Here is a 20,795-nt window from a genome sequence, read left to right as displayed (position 1 = left end):
AAGCCAGTCAAAAAAACAGATCCTTTCGCGGGGCCAGGACTCGGCGAAGGCGCGTCAACCCAGGGCCCGGCCACGTTCCTCGAAGCGCGCGTAGGCCTCGGGCGGCACGTACAGCCCGCCGGTGGTCCACACCAGGTGCGTGGCATGTGCCAGGTGGGGCCACAGCCCTTGCGCGTGCAGCCAGGTGCGGCCCGTCTCGGTGCCCGTCAGGAAACCGGGGCCGCTCAGGCCCGCCGCCGCGGACGGCTCGATGCGCTCGCCCGTGGCATCCAGCACCTGTACCAATTGGCGAAACAGGGTGTCGTCGCGCACGGTGAAGCAGCCCGACAGCAGCGGCGCCATCAGCTCGGCCGCGGGCAGGGACGCGCGTGGCACGGCCAGGCCGTCGGCTTCCGTCCGGTTGGTGAGGCCCCAGTCGTACACCGAGGGGTGTGCGCCCTGTCCGGCCATCATTTGCACCATGAAACACGGCGACTGCACGGGCTCCGCGAAGAAGCAGTGCACATGCGCCCCCAGCACCTGCCGCAGGCCGAAGGTGATGCCCGCCGGCGCCCCCCCCACCCCGCAGGGCAGGTAGACGAACAGGGGGTGCTGCGCGTCCACGGCGATGCCCGCGTCCTGCAACTGCTGGCGCAGGTGCAGCGCCGCGGCGCTGTAACCCAGCAGCAGCGACAGCGAGCGTTCGTCGTCCACGAAATGGCTGAACGGGTCCTGCGCCGCCTGCGCACGCCCCGCGGCCACGGCGCCCTCGTAGTCACCCGCGTGCTCCACCACCTGCACGCCGCGCTGGCGCAGACGCTGCTTCTTCCATTCCTTGGCATCGGCCGACATGTGCACCACGGCACGAAAGCCCAGCGCCGATGCCGCCACGCCGATGCTCAGGCCCAGGTTGCCCGTGGAGCCGACGGCCACGGTGTAGCGCGCAAACACGGCGCGCGCAGCGGGGTTTGCCAGGGCGCGGTAGTCGTCGGCACCGGACCGCGGCGTCAGCAGGCCGTGCTGCAGTGCCAGGCGCTCGGCCAGCTCCAGCACTTCATGGATGCCTCCGCGTGCCTTGATGGACCCAGCCACGGGCAACCGGTGATCCGCCTTGATCCACAGCGCGCCCTGGCCCGCGACGAGCCCCGCCGCGGCATGCAGGCTGGATGCGGGTAACAGGGGCGACTCGATCACGCCACCCGTCGCCTGCAACTCGGGGAACACGCCCTCCAGCAGCGGCGCAAAGCGCGCGAAGCGTGCCGCTGCCTTCTCCGTATCATCCAGACTAATGTGATCACCGGCCACGGCCTGCCGTGCGGCGGGTATGGGCTGCCTGTGCGGGTTGAGCCATAGGCAGGGCTCGGCGCGGCGCAGTTGTGCGCCCGGGGCGTCGTCCTGCAAGCAATCCTGGGGGGAAACAACGGAGGGCATGGGCTGCGGTCGGTGGAAGGTGGGTATCGACGGCATTCTTGGCATGCCCCGGCACCGATACAACGCATTTATATTGACGAGTGCATTAGTTTGAATAATGAATTCACGGCTTTTTCCTTCCCTGCTCGCGTGGCTGCGCTGCTTTGAAGCGGCCGCACGCCACGGCAGCTTCACGCGCGCGGCGGCGGAGTTGTGCATTACCCAGGGCGCGGTGAGCCAGCAGGTCAAGCAGCTGGAAACCTGGCTGGGGCGCCCCCTCTTCGTGCGCACGCCCCGCACCCTCATGCCCACGCCCGAGGGCAAATGGCTGGCCGTGGTGCTGCGCGAGAGCTTCGGCGCCATCGAGGACGCCCTGTCGCAGATGCGTGTGACCGACGATACGCCGGTGGCCACGCTGAGCTGCTCCCCCTCGTTTGCCATGCAGTGGCTCACGCCGCGGCTGGGGGATTTCTTTCGTGAGCACCCGGACGTGGGCCTGCGCGTGTTTGGCGAGTTCCACCGGCTGGACCGCACCCGCATGGTGCGCGACGGGGTCGAGGCGGCAGTGCGCTTCGACCTGGGCGGCTACACCGACCTGCGCGCCAGCGTGTTCCTGGATGAGTGGCTGATTCCCGTGGCCAGCCCCGCCTTCCTGGCCGCCCATCCTGACCTGCAGTCACCCTCGCAATTGCGCGGTGAATGGCTGCTGCACGACAGCAGTGCCTGGGAGGGAGCCGAGCCGTTCGAGGAATGGCAACACTGGTGCGCCTGCACGGACACAGCGCCGCCCGCCTGGGGCGCCGGGCAGCAGTTCAACCTGTCGCAATTGGCGCTGAGCGCCGCCCTGGCGGGCCAAGGCATTGCCATCGGGCGCGCGGCCCTCGTGCTGGAAGACGTACGGCACGGGCGGCTGGTACCGCTGTTCGGGTGCAGCGTGCGCTCGCGGGCGTCGTACTCTTTCGTCACCACGGCGCATCCCAGCCCGCCGATGCTGCTGGTCAAGGAATGGCTGGCGCTGCAGGCACAGCGCTTTGCGGAGTTGCGCGGGGCTCTGCTGCCGTTTCCCGCTTGAAAAAAGGAACTTATAAAGCGCTTTTTAATAAAAAAGCGTATAAAGGATGGCATGACGCATTCGTTGATCACCACATTGGCAGAAGTGCGCAAAGCCCGGCGCATCACGCAGGCCGATCTGGCCGCACAAGCCGGCCTGTCGCGCATGGCCGTGCAACGCACCGAGACGGGGGACGTGGACCCGCGCTTTTCCACCCTGGCCGAGATGGCCCGCGTGCTCGGCATGGAACTGATTGCAGTGCCGGCCGAACTGGGCCCCGCGCTGCAGGCCTTCATCCAGTCGGGGGGCAAGTTCCTGGGCCAGCCCTCGGGGGCGGATGCGCCCCCCTCGGTGGTGGAGAGCCTGGGTCGCTGATCAAGACGCACGATGAGCACCGCCATCCGCTACCTGCGCCTGTACCTGCACCGCCCAGCGGCCCAGGGGGGCGGGCGGCGCGGCATCGGCTACCTGTCCCAGTACGGCGACATCCTGCGCGTGTCCTTCGATGAGGACTACATCGCCGACCCGCAGCGCCCCACCCTGTCGCTGAGCTACCGCGGCGCGAACGAGGCGGACACGCAGCGGATCCTGCGCTCGGCGCGTGACGCCCGCTTGGTGCGCACCGACGGACGTTGGCCGGCGTACTTCCAGAACCTGCTGCCCGAGGGCCACAACCGCGACCGCCTGGCGCGCGAACGCGGCTGCGCGCCCGACGACGAATTCGAGCTGCTGGCCGCCGCCGGCCACGACCTGATGGGCGCGCTGGAGGGCGAACCCGTGCCCGCCCAAGAGGGCGTGCCCGACGTGGTGCGCTACTGGCACACCACGCAGGGCCTGGACGTGCTGGAGCCCGGGTTTGTCGAATACCCGGTGGAAGACGCCGCCTCACTGCCCGGTGTGGTCACCAAGTTCAGCGCCGTGCAGGACGGGCGCCGCTACCTCGTCAAGCGCCGCGGCGCCGCCGGCAGCGTGATCCTCAAGCTGCCCACCACCGCCCACCCGGACCTGGTGGCCAACGAGTTCACCTGCTACCAGCTGGCCGGTAGCCTGGGCCTGCATTGCGCCCAGGCGCGCATCATCACCCGCGCCGAGGCCGAGCTGCCCGAGGCCGTGCCGTTAGACGACATCCTGGCCGTGCAACGCTTCGACCATCTGGCCGACGGCACCCGCGTGCACATGGAGGAGTTCAACCAGGCCCTGGGCTACGCGCCGCGCCAGAAGTACGGCAAGGGCCTGTTGCAGGACTGGGCCACCATGCTGCGCGTGGTCGATCGCCTGAGCGACCAGCCGGTGCAAGACACCCGCGAGTTCCTGGCGCGCATGGTGGCGTTCATCCTCATGGGCAACACCGACGCGCACCTGAAGAACTGGGCACTGGTCTACCCCGACGGGCACACGCCGCGCCTGGCGCCGCTGTACGACCCGGTGTGCGTGGCTGCGTTCTTCGAGGGAGCGACCGAGCACCAGTACGCGGTGAACCGCGCCATCGACCGCAGCATGCGCGCGCTGGACTGGGACGCACTGCAGGCCCTCATCAAGACCGCCGGCCTGTTGCGCATACCGCGCCACCTGGCACTGCTGCGGGACCTGGTACGCCGCGCGCAGGCCGACTGGCCCGCACTGCTGGCTGACGCCCCCTCCACGCTGCAGCGCACCGTGCAGGCGCGGCTGGCGGGTGGCGTCGCACTCACGCACCCATAACAGTCGGGCCCGGTCCAGCCGGGTGCGGCAGCCGCCCCCGTCGGTGAAAAGCCTGTGGGGCCACGCCCCGCAGCAGCTCGGTGCCCGACAGCCTTTGCCACAGGGTGCTGCCTAGATGGACGTGCAAACCGGTGCCTGCCCCGAGTCTGGCCACCATCGTCAGTCACAGCCATGAGGCGGCGGCGACCGCGCCTTCATTGGCCAAGGGATAAGCCGCGCGCCGCCGCAGCCCTCAGCGGCTCTGCATCCATCCAGCAGCCTCATCCATCAAATGCCCGCGAAACACTTCGGCAATGGGCGACAGCCGCTTGCCCTTGGGCCAGACCAGGTGCCACTGCGATTGGATGGGAAAACCCTGCACGTTCAGAATGGCCAGGCCATCGAGGTGCGGACCCAGCGCGTGCCGCGAAACGATGGAAACGCCCAGTTGCCCTTGCACCGACTCCTTGATGGCCTCATTGCTGCCCAGCTCCAGTACCGCAGCGGGCGCAAAGCCCAACTGGCGCAGATGGGCGTCCGTCGCCATTCGTGTGCCTGAGCCTTTCTCGCGCAGGATGAACCGCTCGCTCTGCAACTGCGGCAAGGCCACCCGTTTCTTGGTGGCCAGCCGGTGCCCCGCGGGAGCGATGACCACCAGCGGGTTGGGCATGAGCACGTGGTCCTCCAGCGGCAGATCGCCCGGCGGCATGGACATCACGTAAAGGTCGTCCTGGTTGGCACGCAGACGGGTGATGACATGGTCGCGGTTGAGAACTTCCAGCGAAATATCGATCTGCGGGTGCAGCTTGCAAAAGCTGCCCAGCAGGCGGGGAACGAAGTACTTGGCGGTGCTCACCACCGCCACCTTGAGCCGGCCGCTGGTCAGGCCCTTGGCGCCCGAAATGCCCTGCTCAAACGCATCCCACTCGCTGGCGATGGCGCGGGCGGTGCGGGCCAGGGCCTGGCCCGCCTCGGTCAGGTACACGCGGCGCGACACCACCTCGTACAGCGGCACGCCCACCGCTTGCGCTACCTCGCGCAACTGCATCGAAGCCGTGGGCTGGGTCACGTGCATGAGCTTGGCGGCGGCGCTCACGCTGCCGGTCTCGGCCAGCGCAAGAAACAGGCGCAGTTGGCGAAAAGTGATATTCATAGACTTTTATCTATAGATAACCGCATTCGAATCGATTTTACTTTACCCCTTGCCCTCTCTAGCATCGCCTCCCATCACCCATGTGGAGTTGAAGAATGCAAAGCTTGCTGGACCCTGCGGTCCTTTTTTTTGCACTGGGCGCGTTTGCGGGCCTGGTGCGGTCCAACCTGGAGATGCCTGCGGCCATCTCGAAGTTCTTGTCGATTTACCTGCTCACGGCGCTGGGCCTGAAGGGCGGCTTTGCGCTGGCGGCCTCGGGCTTCACGGCCAGCGTGGCCAGCAGCCTGGGGCTGGCGGTGCTGCTGGCCGTGGTGGTGCCCCTGGTGGGTTACGCGCTGCTGCGGCGGGTGCTGTCGGGCTTCAACGCGGCGGCCGTGGCGGCCACGTACGGATCGGTCAGCGCGGTGACATTCGTGACCGCCACGCAGTACCTGGAATCGCAATCCATCTCCTACGGCGGCTACATGGCCGCGGCCATGGCGCTGATGGAGTCGCCCGCCATCCTCCTGGCCGTGATGCTGGCCAATGCGCTGCGCCAGCGCCAGGCGGTGCCCGCAGCTGCTGCGCCCGTGCTGGCCGTTTCTCCTTCAGGCGTCGCGGCCCTGGCCGGCCCCGGCGGGCTGGGTGCCGCGGGCCCCACCCCAGCGGGCAAGGGCGGTCCGGCCTTGTCGGTGGGGAAGATCCTGCGCGAATCGTTCACCGATGGCACCCAACTGCTGTTGCTGGGCGCCATGCTCATCGGCCTTGTCACGGGCGAGGCAGGCAAGGCTGCCATGCAGCCGTTTTCGGGTGACCTGTTCAAGGGCATGCTCTGCCTGTTCCTGCTGGACATGGGCCTGTCTGCCGCGCGCAATCTGCCCGCCGTGCGCAAACAGTCGCCCTGGCTGTTGGCCTACGCAGTGTGGGGTCCGCTGGTGCATGCCAGCGTGGCGGTCGGCCTGGCGTGGCTTGCCCAGGTGCCCGCGGGCGACGCCGTGCTGCTGATGGTGCTGGCCGCCAGTGCGTCGTATATCGCCGTGCCCGCCGTGGTGCGCTATGCGATACCCGAGGCAGATCCTTCGCTGTACGTCAGCCTGTCGCTGGGTGTGACGTTTCCGCTCAACATCCTGCTGGGCATCCCGCTGTATACGCAGGTGGTGTTGCAGTTGTGGGGTGGTTAACGGCTTGGGCACCAAAGCGCATTGCCCCAGCGGTGGCATCCGCTGCCGGGCATATGCCACCCATTTTGCTATCAATAAAGTAGCTTCAACCGCTTATCCAACCCGCGCCAGCTCGTCTTTCCACTCAGAATTTTCGGCACCTGCCGAGCGCAGCAGGGCGGCTGCCGCGTCGGCTTTCATCGCGAGGGCGCAGCCCAAGGCGGTGTTGCCTTGCAGGTCGGCCGCGCGCGGGTTGGCGCCGCGTGACAGCAGCAGCTCGACCACGGCCGGGTGGTTGAACAGGGCGGCGAACATCAGCGGCGTACGGCCATCGGGCGAAGGCCCGTCCACGGCCGCACCACCGTCCAGCAGCAGGCGCACCATGTCCACGTCGCCCTTGAAGGCGGCGCCGGCCAGCGGCGTCTGCCCGCGGCCGTTCACCAGCCCCGCGTCGGCTCCGCGCGCCAGCAACAGCCGCGCGGCCTCGGCATGGCCGTGGTAGCTGGCCAGCATCAGCAGGCTGTCGCCCTGGGCATTGCGCAGGTCGGGCGGCAGGCCGTTGTCCAGCCACAGCGCCAGACGCGCGGCGTCGCCCTGGCGCGCGGCGTCGAACACCTTCTCGGCAAAGGCCAGGGTGGCTTCATCCAGGGCGGGGCGTTCGGGCGTGGCGGTCATGGGGTTCTCCAGCGTCGAGGTGTGAGCCATTGTAGGAACCGGCACCCTGCCCCGCCGCGCATTTGCGCTATGGCTTCGATAGCTTGACAGGCCGCACGGGTCAATGCCCCGTGGCCTTGGAGAGCAGCTGGATCACCAGCACGCCGCCCACGATCATGGCCATGCCGACGACGGCCGGCAGGTCCAGCTTCTGCCCATAGAGCAGCCAGCCGACCAGCGATATCAGCACGATGCCCAGCCCCGACCACACGGCGTACACCACGCCCGTGGCCATGTGGTTCATCACCTTGGAGACGAGGTAGAACGCCACGCAGTAGCCCAGCACCGCCAGCGCGCTGGGCCCCAGCCGCGTGAGCCCCTGCGAGGACTTGAGCGCCGAGGTGGCCACCACCTCCGCCACGATGGAGATGCCGAGCAGAAGGTACGGATGCATGGGTAAGAAAGTGCGGTGCGTGCGAGATTTATCAAAATGATAGCTGCTCGCGCTTGATGGGAAAGCGCTCCTGGCATATTTGGCTTGAAATTCCCACGCTACACCCTACCCGCCCGTGCAGACCAGCCGCTGCTCGCCCAGCCCCGTCGCGCCCAGCCGCATCACGTCGCCCGCGCGCAAGAAGCGCGGCGTGGGCTTCTGTCCCAGGCCCACGCCGGCGGGCGTGCCGGTGAGCACCAGATCGCCCGGCTCCAGCGTCATGAACTGGCTGATGTAGGCCAGCACACGGGGCACGCCGAAGATGAAATTGCGCGTGTGGCCGTCCTGCATGCGCTGGCCGTTCACCTCCAGCCACAGCCCGATGGCGTGCGGGTCGGGAATCTCGTCGGTGGTCACCAGCCAGGGGCCCACGGGCGCGAAGGTGTCGCAGCCCTTGCCCTTGTCCCACTGCCCGCCACGCTCCATCTGGTAGCTGCGCTCGGACACGTCGTTGGCCAGCACGTAGCCCGCCACATGGGCCAGCGCATCGGCTTCGGCCACCTGCTGCATGCGCGTGCCGATGACGATGCCCAGCTCCACCTCCCAGTCGGTCTTGAGCGCGCCGGGCGGGATGCGCACGGCATCCGTGGGGCCGCTGAGCGCGCTGGTCGCCTTCATGAACAGCACGGGTTCGGCGGGCGCGGGCAAGCCGGCCTCGGCCGCATGGTCGGCGTAGTTCAGGCCCACGCAGACGATCTTGCCGACACCGCCCACGGGGCAGCCCAGGCGTGTGCCGGGTTCCACCGCGGGCAGGCGCGCGGCGTCGATGGCGGCCAGCGCGGCCAACGTGCGCGGCGCCAGCTGCGTGGGGCCGATGTCCGGCAGCAGCATGGACAGGTCGCGCAGCACGCCCTGGGCGTCGATCAGGCCGGCGCGCTCCGCGCCGGGTTGTCCGTGGCGGACGAGTTTCATGGGTGTCTCCGTGGGTTTGATCGGGACGATCTTATGCATGCCATCCCGTTCATCCATCGCATCGACTGATGGCCGCATCGCGTTTGGCGATGGCGAGGCCGGCACGGCCGCCGCGCGGCACGCGTACGATGCGCAGCTTCGCCGCCCCGCCATGCACCCCCACATCCCCGAATCACCCGCCAGAACCGCCGAGGACGACCACCCACGCCCGCACAGCCTGCGTGAGCTGTTCTGGGCCTTCACCTGGCTGGCGCTGCAGGGCTTTGGCGGCGTGCTGGCCGTGGTGCAGCGCGAGCTGGTGGAACGCCGCCGCTGGATGAGCAACGAGCAGTTCGTCGAGGACTGGGCCGCCGCGCAGATCCTGCCGGGCCCGAATGTGGTGAACCTGTCCATCATGGTGGGCGACCGCTACTTCGGCCTGCGCGGCGCGCTGGTGGCCGTGGCGGGCATGCTGTTGCTGCCCATGCTGCTGGTGGTGGTGCTGGCCGTGGTCTACGCCGGCTTTGCCGACCAGCCCATGGTGGCCGGCGCTCTGCGCGGCATGGGCGCCGTGGCCGCAGGCCTGGTGGCGGGCGTGGGCTGCCGCCTGGCCGCATCGCTGCGCAAGCACCCGCTGGGGCCCTGGGCCTGCGGCGCGATCGCGGCCGCCACCTTCGTCGCCATGAGCGTGCTGCGCCTGCCGCTGGCCTGGGTGCTGCCCGTCGTGGGCGGCGCGGCCTGCGCCCTCACCTGGCGCAAGCTCGCTCCCGCGGGGCACTGACGCAGCCATGGCCGCACCGCTGACCTTGCACCTGCAGCCGCTGGACTGGCTGAACCTGTTCCTGTACTACCTGTCGCTGTCGCTGCTGGCCGTGGGCGGCGCCATCGCCACCGCACCGGACATGCACCGCTTCCTGGTGGAGCGCCAGGGTTGGCTGACCGAGGTGCAGTTCAACACCTCCATCGTCATCGCACAGTCGGCTCCCGGGCCCAACGTACTGTTCATCGCCCTGCTGGGCTGGAACGTGGGCCTGAACGCGGCCGGCACCGGCACGCATGCGGCCTGGGCCTTCGGCGCGCTGGGCGTGGCGGTCTGCATGCTGGGGGTGCTGCTGCCCAGCAGCCTGCTGACCTGGGCCGCCACGCGCTGGGCACACCGCAACCGCGAGCGCCGCTCGGTGCGCGCCTTCAAGCAAGGCATGGCACCACTGGTGATCGGCCTGCTGCTGGCCACGGCCTGGGTGCTGGGCAGCGCCCATGGCGAGCCCGCGCAAGACTGGCCACTGTGGCTGCTGAGCGCGGCCACCACCCTGCTGGTGTGGCGCACGCGCATCCACCTGTTATGGCTGCTGGGCGCGGGGGCGTTGCTGGGCGCGTTCGGCTGGGTCTAGCGCGGTGTCAGGGCTGGCGCGCGCGACGGTAGTCCGCCAGCGCCCGCACCGTGGTGCACAGCAAGCCATGCGCACGGGCAAAGCGGGCCACCTGTGCGCCGCGCGCCATGCTGCCGTCGGGGTTCATGAGCTCGCACAGCACGCCCGCAGGCGGCAGGCCGGCCAGCACGGCCAGGTCCACGGCCGACTCGGTATGGCCGTCACGCTCCAGCACCCCGCCCGCGCGTGCCACCAGTGGGAACACGTGGCCCGGGCTTACGACCTCGGGCGCGCACCCCGGCGCCGGAATGCGCAGGGCGCACCGCACGGTCTGCAGACGGTCGGCCGCCGACACGCCGGTACTCACGCCATGCGCGGCTTCGATGGACTGGGTGAACGCGGTGGAGAACGCCGAGCGGTTCACCTCCACCATGGGCCGCAGCCCCAGCGCCTTGGCATGCGCGGGCGTCAGGCACAGGCAAACGATGCCGCTGCCCTCACGGATCATGAGTGCCATGGTGGCCTCGGTCATGTTGGCGGCGGCGCAGACCAGGTCGGCCTCGTTTTCGCGGTCGGCGTCATCGAGCACCAGCACCGGGCGGCCGGCCGCGATCGCGGCGATCACCGCGGGCAGGGGCGCGAGCGTGACCTCCCGTGGGAGATCGCCAGGGGCGGACAAGAAAGTGGCGGGAAAAGACATGAAACGCTCCTCGGTTGAAATGAAGAAACGCCTCAAGGCATGCAAGAAGCACCCACGCGCGCCATGGGCCCGGGGCCCGGCACGCGCGAAGCACACGGCCGCGCCCAGGGCACTGGGCCCCGGTCGCGACACGTCTTCTTTCATCCGGACTATGACCGTCGGCCCCGGACTGGGAGTGGCCTGCGCCGCCCCGCACCGGGTCTGCTGACCCCCGGCCGCACTGATGGCAACCGGGGCGCTCGCGGGCTCGCGGTGCAAGAAAACCTCCATGCGCCGCCTACCGCCGGTGGGGAATTCCACCCCGCCCTGAAGACCTGCCGATTATGGCGCCCCAACCATCGGCGGCCCGTCCAGCAGCAATGGCAGCAAACGCGCCGCCGGGCCGCGCAGCACGGCGTGGGCGATACCGTCCAGTTCGCTGGCCGCGGTGTTGACCACCACCACGCGCGCACCGGCATGGCGCGCCTGGTGCGCCAGCCCTGCGGCCGGGTACACGGCGCCCGCGGTGCCCACCACCAGCATCAGCTCGCAGGACTGCGCCGCCTGCTGCGCCGCGGCCAGCACCGGCAGCGGCAAGGCCTCGCCGAACCAGACCACGCCAGGGCGTACCAGGTTGCCGCAGGTGGGACAGCGCGGCGGGTGGCCGGGCGCGGCGTGGGCCAGATCGCAGCAGGCACGCGGACGGTCGAGCCAGCGGTCGGCCGTCAGGTCACCATGCAGGCACAGCACATCCGGGCTGCCGGCGCGCTGGTGCAGGCCGTCCACGTTCTGGGTGATGAGCGTCAGCCGCCCGCGCCCGTGCTGCGCAAACGCCGCCAGCGCCCGGTGGCCCGCGTTGGGCTGCACGCCCGCGAGCAAGCCGCGGCGGTGGGCGTACCAGTCCCACACCCGCGCGGGCTGGGCCCTGAAACCGGTCTCGCTGGCCATCTCCATGGGGTTGAACTGCGCCCAATAGCCCGTCTGCGCATCCCGGAACGTGGGGACGCCCGACTCGGCGCTGATGCCTGCGCCTGTCAGCACCGCGATGCGGCGCGCATCGCGCACCCACGCTCGCACCTCGTCCAGCGGGGTGCAGGGGCCGGACGTTCCGGCATCGTCCGTCATGCCGCGGCCTCGGCCAGCAGGCCCTGCTCGACCATGGCGACCAGCCGCTCGGCCAGCGCCTGGCAGCCGGCCTCGTCCAGGCCGCGCAAGGGGCCGTCCAGCATCAGCATCGCCATGCCATGCACGGCGGACCAGGCCATGAACTCGGCGCCCGGGCGGCGTGCGGGTGGCAGCAGACCGGCCTGCACCATGCCGTCGAGTGTGTGCCCCAGCAGTTCGAACGGATCCATGCCGCTGGCCCCGCGCGCCGCATCATCGTCCGGCGCGCGCTCGTCCACATCAAAGGGCCGCGCCACGAAAGCGGTGCGGAACAGGCCCGGCTCGTGCCGCGCAAAGCGCAGATAGCCCAGGCCCACGCCGCGGAACGCGGCGCGTGCACGCTGGCGCGGATCGCGCAGCCGGCGCGTGGCATGGATCTCGGCCTCGATCGCGCGCGCCAGTTCCGACAGCGCCTCCGCGCGCACGGCTTCCAGCAGCGCCTGGTGGTTCTGAAAGTGCCGGTACGCCGCATTGGGCACGACACCGGCACGGCGCGTGGCTTCGCGCAGCACCACCGCGGCAGGGCCGCCTTCGCGCGCCAGCGCCACGCCCGCGTCCAGCAGCGCGCGCTTCAAATCCCCATGGCGGTACGTGGCACGCGCGGGGCTCAGGTCTTCATTCGGCATTTACGAGTTTTTACAGATACACCGTCCACATTTATCGACGCAGCCCGAATACACTGCAAGTGTACATTGTCCACAAAGGAGTTGCGCCATGGAACCCGACAGCTACATCGACGGCTTCGTGCTTGCCGTCCCCACTGCCAACAAGGAGACATTTCGCCAGCACGCCAGCGAGGCCGCGCAGATCTTCAAGAAGCACGGCGCCCTGGAGATCGTGGAATGCTGGGGCGACGACGTGCCCGAGGGCAAGCTCACCTCCATGCCCCTGGCCGTGCAGCGCAAGGACGACGAGACCGTGGTCTTTTCCTGGGTCGTGTGGCCCTCGCGCGCGGTGCGCGATGCCGGCATGCAGGCCGTCATGGACGACCCGCTCTGCCCCAAGGACATGCCTTTCGACGGCCAGCGTGTGATTTATGGCGGGTTTCGCGTGCTGGTACACGCGTAAACGGCGCGCACCTCTTCCCCTTCTACTCCACTCAAACCACCCCAAGGAGACACCATGCACTTCACGCCCTACCTCAACTTCGACGGCAACTGTGCCGAGGCATTTGCCTTCTACGCCAAGCTGTTCGGCGGCACCATCGTCCACCAGAGCACCTTTGGGGAGATACCTCCCTCCGAAAACATGCCCCCGCTGCCCGAGGCCGCCAAGAGCCGCATCATGCATGTGCAACTGCAGATCAAGGACCAGTCGTTGATGGGATCGGACGCCATGCCGGCCATTCCCGGGCAGGACCCGAATGCCTGTGGTGGCGGCTACCAACTGCCGCAGGGCCTGTGGGTGTCGATCCAGGCCGCCGACGCGGCCGAGGGGCGCCGCCTGTTCGATGCGCTCAGCGCCGGCGGCGAGACCGTCATGCCATTTGCCGCGACCTTCTGGTCGCCCGGCTTCGGCATGGCGCGCGACCGCTTCGGCACGCCGTGGATGGTCAACGTGACGGCACAGGCCTGATGCTCCACACCCAAGGAGGCCATATGTCCGACCGCACCGTTCGTTTGCACCGGGTGCTGCGCACCACGCCGCACAAGCTGTATCGCGCCTTCCTGGAGGGCGACGCCATGGCCAAATGGCTGCCACCCCACGGCTTTACCTGCAGGGTGCAAGAACTCGACGCCCGCGTGGGAGGTACCTTCCGCATGTCGTTCCACGACTTCGGCTCGGGCCAGTCGCACGCCTTCGGCGGCGAGTACCTGGAGCTGGTGCCGGGGGAGCTCATCCGCTACACCGACCGGTTCGACGACCCGAACCTGCCCGGCACGCTGGAGGTCACCATCCGGCTCACGCCTGTGAGCTGCGGCACTGAGCTGAGCATCACCCAGGCCGGCATTCCGCAGGCCATTCCGCTGGAAATGTGCTACCTGGGCTGGCAAGAATCTCTCACCCAGCTGGCCGCACTGGTGGAGCCCGACATCCCGGGTTAAAGGCCCAGCAGTCCCGACTCAGCAGGAGCACCCCATGACGCAACCCGCCAAAAACACCGTCTGCCTGTGGTTCGACGGCACTGCCGAGGAAGCCGCGCGGTTCTACGCGACAACCTTTCCCGACTCATCCGTGAGCGCGCTGCACCGCGCGCCGGGGGACTTTCCGTCAGGCCACGAGGGCGATGTGCTGATGGTCGAGTTCACGGTGCTGGGCATCCCCTGCCTGGGGCTCAATGGCGGCCCGGCCTTCAAGCACAGCGAGGCTTTCTCGTTCCAGGTGGCGACCGCCGACCAGGCAGAAACCGACCGCTACTGGAATGCCATCGTGAACAACGGCGGCCAGGAAAGCGACTGCGGCTGGTGCAAGGACCGATGGGGCCTGTCCTGGCAGATCACGCCCGTGGCCCTGACCCGCGCGGTGACCGACCCCGACCGCGCCGCCGCCAAGCGCGCGTTCGACGCGATGATCCAGATGCGCAAGATCGACATTGCCGCCATCGAGGCGGCGCGCCGCGGCTAGGGGCCGGGCGCCTTCCGCGTTCAGGCGCGCTGGCGCAGCGCCTCGTAGAGGCACACCGCGCTGGCCACCGAGACGTTCAGGCTCTCGACAGCGCCCTGCATGGGGATGCCCACCAGTTCGTCGCAGGTCTTGCGCGTGAGTTGGCGCATGCCCGGGCCCTCGGCGCCCAGCACCAGGGCGACCGGGCCTTTCAGGTCCACCTGGTACAGCGTCTTGTCGGCATCGCCACTGGTGCCGATGACCCAGATGTTGCGCTCCTTGAGCTCGTTCAGCGTGCGCGCCAGGTTCGTGACCATGAAGTACGGCACCGTCTCGGCCGCGCCGCTGGCCACCTTGGCCACGGTGGCGTTGATGCCCACCGCATGGTCCTTGGGGGCGATCACCGCATGCGCGCCCGCGCCATCGGCCACGCGCAAGCAGGCGCCCAGGTTGTGCGGGTCGGTCACGCCGTCCAGCACCAGCAGCAGCGGATTTTTCACGCCACGGGCCTCCAGCTCGTCCAGCAGCTCGTCCAGCGTGCGCACCTGCGCCACGGCCTCGACCCGCGCAGCCACGCCCTGGTGGCCATGGCTGCCGGCCAGCTTGGCCAGGCGCAGGCCGTCGGCTTCGATCAGGCGCGCCCCCGCCTCGCGTGCGCGCTCCAGGAACTGGCGCATGCGCGCGTCGCGGCGCGTGGGCTCGTAATAGATCTCGATGATGCTTTGCGGCGCGGTCTTCAGGCGCACGCCCACGGCGTGAAAGCCGAAGAGGACTTTGGGGGAGGACATGGGTGGCGATTATCCCGCCAGCGACCCCACTGGCACCGTGGCGCGGCGCAGGCCACCGCCGGGCAGCCGCTAAAATCCGCGTTTCTTCCCTTGACAAACGGGCCGCTGCCACAAGCGGCGCCGCTTGCCTGACCGCCTTCATGGCCGTCCCTGTGGCGGCCGCGCCTGCCACAAGGCGCCGCGCTGCGCGGCCTGCGCAGCGGCTCAGGCCCTCCTTCTGTTCAGATCATGATCCTCTCTCCCCTGTTGCGCTGGGTGCAGCGCACGAGCCTGGTCACCCAGATCGCCATCGCGCTGGTCGTCGGCATTGTGCTGGCGGCTGTATGGCCCGCCGCAACGCCCCACCTGTCCATTCTGGGCTCGTTGTTCATCTCGGCCCTGAAGGCGGTGGCGCCGGTGCTGGTGTTCGTGCTGGTGATGGCCGCCATCAGCAACCACACACCGGGCGAGACGACGCACATCCGCCCGGTACTGGTGCTGTACGCGGTGGGCACGCTGGCCGCGGCCACCGTGGGTGTGGTGGCCAGCGTGTGGTTTCCCAGCACGCTCACGCTGCAGGCGCCCGCACAGGCCGCCGCGGGGCCGGGGTCGGTGTCCGAGGTGCTGATGAACGTGCTCAAGAGCGTGGTCGAAAACCCGGTCAAAGCGCTGCTGGAGGCCAACTACATCGGCATCTTGGCCTGGGCCATTGCGCTGGGCCTGGCGCTGCGCCACGCCAGCGCGGGCACGCGCGCCATGCTGCAGGACGGCGCCACGGCCGTGACGCAGGTGATCCAGCTGGTGATCCGCCTGGCGCCTCTGGGTATCCTGGGCCTGGTGGCCAGCACGTTCGCCGAAGCCGGTGCCCAGGCGCTGTGGGGTTATGCCCAACTGCTGGGCGTGCTGCTGGGCTGCATGCTGTTCGTGGCGCTGGTGGTCAACCCGCTGATCGTGTACGTGGCGATCCGCCGCAACCCCTATCCCCTGGTGCTGATGTGCCTGCGCGAGAGCGGCGTGACGGCGTTCTTCACGCGCAGCTCTGCCGCCAACATCCCGATCAACCTGGCCCTGGCCAAGCGCCTGCGCCTGAACGAGGACACCTACAGCATTGCCATTCCGCTGGGCGCCACCATCAACATGGCCGGCGCGGCCATCACCATCAGCGTGCTGTCGCTCGCCGCGGCCAACACCCTGGGCATCCAGGTAGACCTGCCGACCGCGCTGCTGCTGTGCGTGGTTGCGTCGCTGTGCGCCTGCGGCGCATCGGGCGTGGCCGGCGGCTCGCTGCTCCTGATTCCGCTGGCGTGCAGCCTGTTCGGCATCGGCAACGACGTGGCGATGCAGGTGGTGGCCATCGGCTTCATCATTGGCATCCTGCAGGATTCGGCCGAGACGGCGCTGAATTCCTCCACCGACGTGATCTTCACCGCCGCCGCCTGCCTGGCACAGGAGCGCAAGGCGCAGCTCTGATTCACCACCAGCTCGCTATCGATACGAGAGCTGTCAGCGCATGCTATGCAAGGGTTTCAATATGAAATTCATTGAAAACCAGCTACCATCAAGCGCTGGCAGCTATTCTTTCAGGAGTTATCGACCAGCCGTCCGGCCTCAATGGTGATGCGCCGGTCGCAGCGCGCGGCAATGCCGCGGTCGTGCGTGACCAGCACCAGCGTGGTGCCCTGCTCGCGGTTGAGGGCCAGCATCAGTTCCATGATGGTCTCGCCCGTGGCGAAGTCCAGGCTGCCAGTGGGCTCGTCGGCCAGCAGCACGGCGGGCTCCACCACGAAGGCGCGCGCCAGCGCCACGCGCTGCTGCTCGCCGCCCGACAGCACCTTGGGATAGTGCGTCAGGCGCTGGCCCAGGCCAACGCGCTCCAGCATGTCGGTCGCGCGGCGGCGTGCATCGCGGATGCCAGCCAACTCCAGCGGCAGCATCACGTTCTCCAGCGCCGTGAGGTTGCCCATGAGCTGAAAGCTCTGGAACACGAAGCCCACCTGCCGCGCGCGCAGTGCGGCGCGGTCGTCCTCGTCCAGTGCGAACAGGTCCTGCCCACCCAGCCGCACCGTGCCGCGCGTGGGTGTGTCCAGCCCGGCGATGATGGACAGCAGCGTGCTCTTGCCCGATCCCGAGGCGCCCACGATGGCCGCAGTCTCCCGCGGCGCCAGGCGGAAATCGATATCCCGCAAAATCTCCAGCGTACCCGTGGAGTCCGTGACGGACTTGGACACATGCTCCACCGCGATGATGGATTCGGGCGGCATGCGGTCGTTGGAGGCAGCAGGGGCCGTGGCGGCGGAGGTTTCGGACATGAAAGGTTCTCGGCAGTGAAGCATATGGTTCGGCGTGACTTTATCGTGGCGGGCGCCCTGGCCCTGTGGGGCGCGGCGCCCGCCCTTGCGCAATCCGGTGGCAAGAAGCCCACCCGCGCCCCCGTGATCCTGGTGGTGGGCGACTCGCTCAGCGCCGAATACGGCCTTCCGCGCGGCACCGGCTGGGTGGCGCTGCTGGACAAGCGGCTAGCGCAGGAGAAGATCCCCGCCACGGTGGTCAACGCCAGCGTGAGCGGCGACACCACCGCCGGCGGCCGTGCGCGGCTGGCCGCACTGCTCCAGCAGCACCGGCCTACGCATGTGGTGATCGAACTCGGCGGCAACGACGCCTTGCGCGGCCTGCCGCTGGCCAGCACCCAGGGCAACCTGGCGTGGATGACCGAACAGGCCCAGGCCGCGGGCGCGCGCGTGCTGCTGGTGGGTGTGCAGGTGCCGCCCAACTACGGCGCCAACTACACCCGGCAGTTCGCCGAGGTCTTCGAGAACGTGGCCCAGGAGCGCAAGGCAGCGCTCGTGCCCTTCTTGCTCAAGGGCGTGGCCGATGGGCCCGATCCCACGGCGCTGTTCCAGCCCGACCGCATCCACCCCACGGCCCAGGCGCACCCGCGCATGCTGGACAACGTGTGGCCCGCGCTGCGCGCGTTGCTGTAAACCACCGTCAGAGAATCAGCCGGCGCTCTGCGGCGCCTGCGCGGACGCAAGGGGCGCAGTGGGCGCCGCCACCGCCGCGCGGTAGGCATGCCAACTGGCATGCCCCAGCACCGGCCCCACCACCAGCAAGCCCGCGCCCCAGGCGAACAGCGACAACGCCACCAGCGCCGTGATGAGCAGGCCCCACAGCAGCATCACGCCGGGGTTTTCCACCACCACCCGCATGCTCGCAATGCCGGCCGTGAGCGCATCGGTGTCGCGGTCCAGAATCATCGGAATGGACACCACCATGCTGGAGAACACCAGGGCCGCGAACACACTGCCTACCAACAGGTACACGGCGACGAACTGCCAGTTGCCCGGGTTGAACACCGCCTGCACCACCCCCGTGGTGGACGGCATGCCGGTGTTGAAGAACACGGCAAACACCACGAGCGACGCGCGGCCCCACAGCAGTTCCAGCACCACAAGTACGAGTACCAGCATGCCCATGCTGCCCAGGTGGCGGTCCCAACAGGTCAGCGATTCGCCCAGATCGGGTGCCAATCCCTGTTCGCGCCGGCGGCTGGTGTCGTACAGCCCCATGGCCAGGAAGGGGCCCACCAGCAGGCAGCCGCTGGCAAACGACATGGTGTATTCCGGCCGCGCCTGGAACACCCAGCCCAGCAGGAGTGCCATGCCCCAGAACCACGTACCGTAGAACAGCGCCACGCCGGGCGCGGCCATCATGTCGCGCGCCCCCAGCACGAGCCAACGCAGCGGGTCCGGCCAGCGCAAGGGGTTGAGAGTCACCGGTGCGGACACCGGCGCGGAGGTGACTGGCGCGGAAGAATCAGACATGGTGGTCGGCATCGCTGCGGCAGTGGCGTTGCTGCCACCTTAACCACCTGACTGCCTGACCACCATCAAGGAAACTACCACCCTCGCCGCGCCAGCCGCCAACGCATCAGGCAGCTCCAAAGGCCTGGTGCATAGCCTGCGCCAGGTCGGCACGCAGGTCGTCCACGGCCTCCAGCCCCACGGAGAAGCGCACCACGGTGCCGGGCCGCAGATGCGCGGTGGCGCCCGTGCGCATACTGGGCAGGTCGTAGGGCACCACCAGGCTCATCGGCCCGCCCCAGCTGTAGCCCAGCTTGAACAGGCGCAGGTCGTCGCAAAAGGCATCCACCTGCGCCTGGCTGTGGCGTGCGTCAATGACCACGCTGAACAGGCCGGCGGCAGCGCCCTGCCCGCCATTGGCTGCGCCGCACAGCGCCTTCCACTGCGCATGGCCGGGCGATCCGGGCAGCGCCGGGTGCAGCACCTGGGCCACCGCGGGCTGCAAGCCCATCCATCGGGCCAGGTCGCGCGCGGCCGCATCGTGCGCGTGGTAGCGCAGCGCCATGCTGGGCAGCGCCCGCAAGACCGCTTCCACGTCGTTCGCCCCCACCCCCAGCCCGAGCCGCATGTGCGTGAGCTTGATGCGCAGGTGCAGCCCCTCGTCGCGGGTGGTGATGCTGCCCATCAGCACGTCGCCGCCGCCGCTGGGGTACTTGGTGAGCGCATGCACGGATACGTCCACGCCCAGCGCGCCCTCGGCACCCGCGCCACGGCCCAGCAGGTCGAAGGGTGCGAAAGCCAGGCCCGCGCCCCAGGTGTTGTCCAGCACCGTAGCCACGCCGCGTGCGCGGCAGATGCGCACTTGCTCCACCAGGTCGGGAAACTCCAGCGTGACGGAGCCCGGCGCCTCCAGCCACACCAGCCGCGTGGCGTCGGTGATCTTGGATGCGAGGTCCGCCGGGTCCAAGGGGTCATAGATACGGTGGCGGATGCCGTAGTGGCGCAGCTCTACCTCGGCCAGTGCCTTGTTAGGACCATAGGCGTTGTCCGGGATCAGCACCTCGTCACCCTGGCGCAGCAGCGCCAGCGATACGGTGGAAATGGCGGCCAATCCGCTGGGCACCAGCAGACACTGCAGCCCGCCTTCCAGCGTGGCCAGGCGCTCTTCCAGCTGGTAGGTCGTGGGTGTGCCGTGCAGCCCGTAGGTGTAGCTGCTCTTGTCCTTCCACTCGCGCGCGCGCATTGCGGCGACGTTGGGGAAGATGACGGTGGACGCCTTGTGCACCGCTGGCTGCGGAGCATGGAAACCCTGCGGCGGTGTGTACTCGTGGTGAATGAGGCGGGTGGACAGGTCGGGTGTGGAGGGCTGCTTCATGCGCCGATGGTAGAGCCTGTCCCCCGCCCAGGCTCAGCCGCCGCTGGAGATGGTGAGGTTGTTGACCACCGAGGTCACGCCCGGTACAGCCTGCGCGATCTGGCTGGCGCGATCACGGGCCTGCTCGCTTTTCACGGGGCCATTGAGCGTGACGACGCCCGCACGGGTGTCCACGTCGATCTTGATGGCGCTGAGGTCCGGGTCTTGCGCCAGGCCCGCGTTCACCTTGGTGGTGATGCCTGCATCGTCCATAAGGGCGGCTGCGTCGGCCGTGGCGTTGCGTGAAGCCTGCCCGGCTTCCTGCGCCGCGGATTCCATTTTTTGCTTGGCATCCTGGGCCGCCTGCTCGGTCTTGTTGATGGCGGAATCCAGGCGTTGCCCGGCCGTGGGTTCCTCGGCCTTGTTACAAGCACTCAGCCCGGCGGCCAGCGCAGCAGCAGCGGCGAAAACGGTCCAGCGCGACGCTCGAAAAAGAGGGGTTGTCATGGGCATATCTCCTTCCAGTGGGTACGGGGTCCACTGTAGAAAGCACTGGCTACCGAGCCGGTCGGAGAGGACCGAAACCGCAGTAGGACAACAGCGGCTTTAACAGGCCGTTGAAAAATCCCCCGCCGACGCCCGCGTTGGCCGCTACGATCTGAAGCCA

Annotated in this window: 25 protein-coding genes and 1 riboswitch; of the genes, 12 read left to right on the top strand and 13 right to left on the bottom strand. The window is 68.8% G+C overall.

Annotated elements, in window-relative coordinates; all coding sequences use genetic code 11:
• Positions 1-54: 54 nt before the first annotated feature.
• Positions 55-1,410, bottom strand: coding sequence for a D-serine ammonia-lyase (locus BV908_RS16585; RefSeq protein WP_103738691.1), 1,356 nt, complete (start codon positions 1,408-1,410; stop codon positions 55-57).
• A 97-nt stretch (positions 1,411-1,507) separates the two neighbouring features.
• Between BV908_RS16585 and BV908_RS16580 the strand changes: the two genes are divergently transcribed.
• The 3 genes from BV908_RS16580 to BV908_RS16570 are packed head-to-tail and all read left to right on the top strand — an operon-like array spanning position 1,508 to position 4,141.
• Entirely contained in the window at positions 1,508-2,461 is a 954-nt protein-coding gene (locus BV908_RS16580) for a LysR family transcriptional regulator (RefSeq protein ID WP_047350328.1), read from the top strand.
• Positions 2,462-2,473: 12 nt separating this feature from the next.
• Positions 2,474-2,815 carry a helix-turn-helix transcriptional regulator gene (locus BV908_RS16575; RefSeq protein ID WP_348639067.1) on the top strand — a complete coding sequence of 114 codons (342 nt, stop codon included), beginning with the start codon at positions 2,474-2,476 and terminating at the stop codon, positions 2,813-2,815.
• A gap of 12 nt (positions 2,816-2,827) precedes the next feature.
• Positions 2,828-4,141 (top strand): HipA domain-containing protein, encoded by a 1,314-nt coding sequence (locus BV908_RS16570; protein WP_103738690.1) that lies wholly within the window; start codon positions 2,828-2,830, stop codon positions 4,139-4,141.
• A gap of 232 nt (positions 4,142-4,373) precedes the next feature.
• On the opposite strand, the gene BV908_RS16565 is transcribed toward BV908_RS16570, so the two are convergent.
• The gene (locus BV908_RS16565) at positions 4,374-5,273 is read right to left on the bottom strand and encodes a LysR family transcriptional regulator (protein WP_011805462.1); all 900 of its coding nucleotides are present in this window, start codon (positions 5,271-5,273) and stop codon (positions 4,374-4,376) included.
• Positions 5,274-5,368: 95 nt separating this feature from the next.
• Here BV908_RS16565 and BV908_RS16560 point away from each other — a divergent pair, with 95 nt between their 5' ends.
• On the top strand, positions 5,369-6,433 hold the full coding sequence (locus BV908_RS16560) for a sodium-dependent bicarbonate transport family permease (protein WP_103738689.1): 1,065 nt from the start codon (positions 5,369-5,371) through the stop codon (positions 6,431-6,433).
• 93 nt (positions 6,434-6,526) lie between these two features.
• On the opposite strand, the gene BV908_RS16555 is transcribed toward BV908_RS16560, so the two are convergent.
• From BV908_RS16555 to BV908_RS16545, 3 genes are all read right to left on the bottom strand, one after another.
• Complete coding sequence (locus tag BV908_RS16555; protein WP_246867532.1) at positions 6,527-7,087, bottom strand: ankyrin repeat domain-containing protein; 561 nt, start codon at positions 7,085-7,087, stop codon at positions 6,527-6,529.
• Positions 7,088-7,187: 100 nt separating this feature from the next.
• Positions 7,188-7,520, bottom strand: coding sequence for an SMR family transporter (locus BV908_RS16550; protein ID WP_047350324.1), 333 nt, complete (start codon positions 7,518-7,520; stop codon positions 7,188-7,190).
• Between the two features lie 105 nt (positions 7,521-7,625).
• Positions 7,626-8,471: a fumarylacetoacetate hydrolase family protein gene (locus BV908_RS16545; protein WP_088886906.1), complete on the bottom strand. Its 846-nt coding sequence runs from the start codon at positions 8,469-8,471 to the stop codon at positions 7,626-7,628.
• A gap of 151 nt (positions 8,472-8,622) precedes the next feature.
• Here BV908_RS16545 and BV908_RS16540 point away from each other — a divergent pair, with 151 nt between their 5' ends.
• Both BV908_RS16540 and BV908_RS16535 read left to right on the top strand, forming a co-directional pair.
• Entirely contained in the window at positions 8,623-9,231 is a 609-nt protein-coding gene (locus tag BV908_RS16540) for a chromate transporter (RefSeq protein ID WP_103738715.1), read from the top strand.
• A gap of 7 nt (positions 9,232-9,238) precedes the next feature.
• Positions 9,239-9,841 carry a chromate transporter gene (locus BV908_RS16535; RefSeq protein WP_015913169.1) on the top strand — a complete coding sequence of 201 codons (603 nt, stop codon included), beginning with the start codon at positions 9,239-9,241 and terminating at the stop codon, positions 9,839-9,841.
• 7 nt (positions 9,842-9,848) lie between these two features.
• On the opposite strand, the gene ribB is transcribed toward BV908_RS16535, so the two are convergent.
• The 3 genes from ribB to BV908_RS16520 all read right to left on the bottom strand — a co-directional run bounded on the left by ribB (position 9,849) and on the right by BV908_RS16520 (position 12,289).
• Complete coding sequence (gene ribB, locus BV908_RS16530) at positions 9,849-10,520, bottom strand: 3,4-dihydroxy-2-butanone-4-phosphate synthase (RefSeq protein ID WP_103738687.1); 672 nt, start codon at positions 10,518-10,520, stop codon at positions 9,849-9,851.
• A gap of 128 nt (positions 10,521-10,648) precedes the next feature.
• Positions 10,649-10,838: riboswitch (FMN riboswitch) on the bottom strand.
• A 3-nt stretch (positions 10,839-10,841) separates the two neighbouring features.
• A complete protein-coding gene (locus BV908_RS16525; protein WP_103738686.1) occupies positions 10,842-11,624 on the bottom strand; it encodes an NAD-dependent protein deacylase in 783 nt (260 codons plus the stop codon).
• The gene (locus BV908_RS16520) at positions 11,621-12,289 is read right to left on the bottom strand and encodes a TetR/AcrR family transcriptional regulator (protein ID WP_103738685.1); all 669 of its coding nucleotides are present in this window, start codon (positions 12,287-12,289) and stop codon (positions 11,621-11,623) included. Before BV908_RS16520 ends, BV908_RS16525 begins: the two co-directional genes overlap by 4 nt.
• 88 nt (positions 12,290-12,377) lie before the next feature.
• Between BV908_RS16520 and BV908_RS16515 the strand changes: the two genes are divergently transcribed.
• From BV908_RS16515 to BV908_RS16500, 4 genes are read left to right on the top strand one after another with little or no spacing between them, the layout of a single operon-like run.
• On the top strand, positions 12,378-12,731 hold the full coding sequence (locus BV908_RS16515; RefSeq protein WP_011805472.1) for a DUF1428 domain-containing protein: 354 nt from the start codon (positions 12,378-12,380) through the stop codon (positions 12,729-12,731).
• Positions 12,732-12,785: 54 nt separating this feature from the next.
• Positions 12,786-13,238 carry a VOC family protein gene (locus tag BV908_RS16510; protein ID WP_103738684.1) on the top strand — a complete coding sequence of 151 codons (453 nt, stop codon included), beginning with the start codon at positions 12,786-12,788 and terminating at the stop codon, positions 13,236-13,238.
• A 23-nt stretch (positions 13,239-13,261) separates the two neighbouring features.
• Positions 13,262-13,708 (top strand): SRPBCC family protein, encoded by a 447-nt coding sequence (locus tag BV908_RS16505; protein ID WP_103738683.1) that lies wholly within the window; start codon positions 13,262-13,264, stop codon positions 13,706-13,708.
• A 34-nt stretch (positions 13,709-13,742) separates the two neighbouring features.
• Complete coding sequence (locus tag BV908_RS16500) at positions 13,743-14,228, top strand: VOC family protein (RefSeq protein WP_103738682.1); 486 nt, start codon at positions 13,743-13,745, stop codon at positions 14,226-14,228.
• A gap of 20 nt (positions 14,229-14,248) precedes the next feature.
• Here the strand turns inward: BV908_RS16500 and rlmB are convergent, their stop codons facing one another.
• Positions 14,249-14,995, bottom strand: a complete 747-nt coding sequence (gene rlmB, locus BV908_RS16495; protein WP_015913162.1) for a 23S rRNA (guanosine(2251)-2'-O)-methyltransferase RlmB — start codon at positions 14,993-14,995, stop codon at positions 14,249-14,251.
• A 228-nt stretch (positions 14,996-15,223) separates the two neighbouring features.
• Between rlmB and sstT the strand changes: the two genes are divergently transcribed.
• Positions 15,224-16,444, top strand: a complete 1,221-nt coding sequence (sstT, locus tag BV908_RS16490; protein WP_103738681.1) for a serine/threonine transporter SstT — start codon at positions 15,224-15,226, stop codon at positions 16,442-16,444.
• A gap of 110 nt (positions 16,445-16,554) precedes the next feature.
• On the opposite strand, the gene BV908_RS16485 is transcribed toward sstT, so the two are convergent.
• Entirely contained in the window at positions 16,555-17,235 is a 681-nt protein-coding gene (locus tag BV908_RS16485; protein WP_041836309.1) for an ABC transporter ATP-binding protein, read from the bottom strand.
• A gap of 72 nt (positions 17,236-17,307) precedes the next feature.
• Here BV908_RS16485 and BV908_RS16480 point away from each other — a divergent pair, with 72 nt between their 5' ends.
• Entirely contained in the window at positions 17,308-17,955 is a 648-nt protein-coding gene (locus BV908_RS16480; protein ID WP_011805479.1) for an arylesterase, read from the top strand.
• A 15-nt stretch (positions 17,956-17,970) separates the two neighbouring features.
• Here BV908_RS16480 and BV908_RS16475 read toward each other — a convergent pair whose 3' ends face one another.
• From BV908_RS16475 to BV908_RS16465, 3 genes are all read right to left on the bottom strand, one after another.
• On the bottom strand, positions 17,971-18,795 hold the full coding sequence (locus BV908_RS16475; RefSeq protein ID WP_246867531.1) for a DUF2189 domain-containing protein: 825 nt from the start codon (positions 18,793-18,795) through the stop codon (positions 17,971-17,973).
• A 106-nt stretch (positions 18,796-18,901) separates the two neighbouring features.
• Complete coding sequence (locus BV908_RS16470) at positions 18,902-20,149, bottom strand: PLP-dependent transferase (RefSeq protein ID WP_103738679.1); 1,248 nt, start codon at positions 20,147-20,149, stop codon at positions 18,902-18,904.
• 33 nt (positions 20,150-20,182) lie between these two features.
• Positions 20,183-20,635 (bottom strand): BON domain-containing protein, encoded by a 453-nt coding sequence (locus BV908_RS16465; protein ID WP_011805482.1) that lies wholly within the window; start codon positions 20,633-20,635, stop codon positions 20,183-20,185.
• Positions 20,636-20,795 lie beyond the last annotated feature (160 nt).

Source organism: Diaphorobacter sp. LR2014-1 (genome assembly GCF_002916785.1).
GTDB lineage: Bacteria > Pseudomonadota > Gammaproteobacteria > Burkholderiales > Burkholderiaceae_C > Diaphorobacter > Diaphorobacter nitroreducens.
The sequence above is the reverse complement of the archived record's forward strand: the minus strand, read 5'-3'. Positions and strand labels throughout refer to the sequence as shown.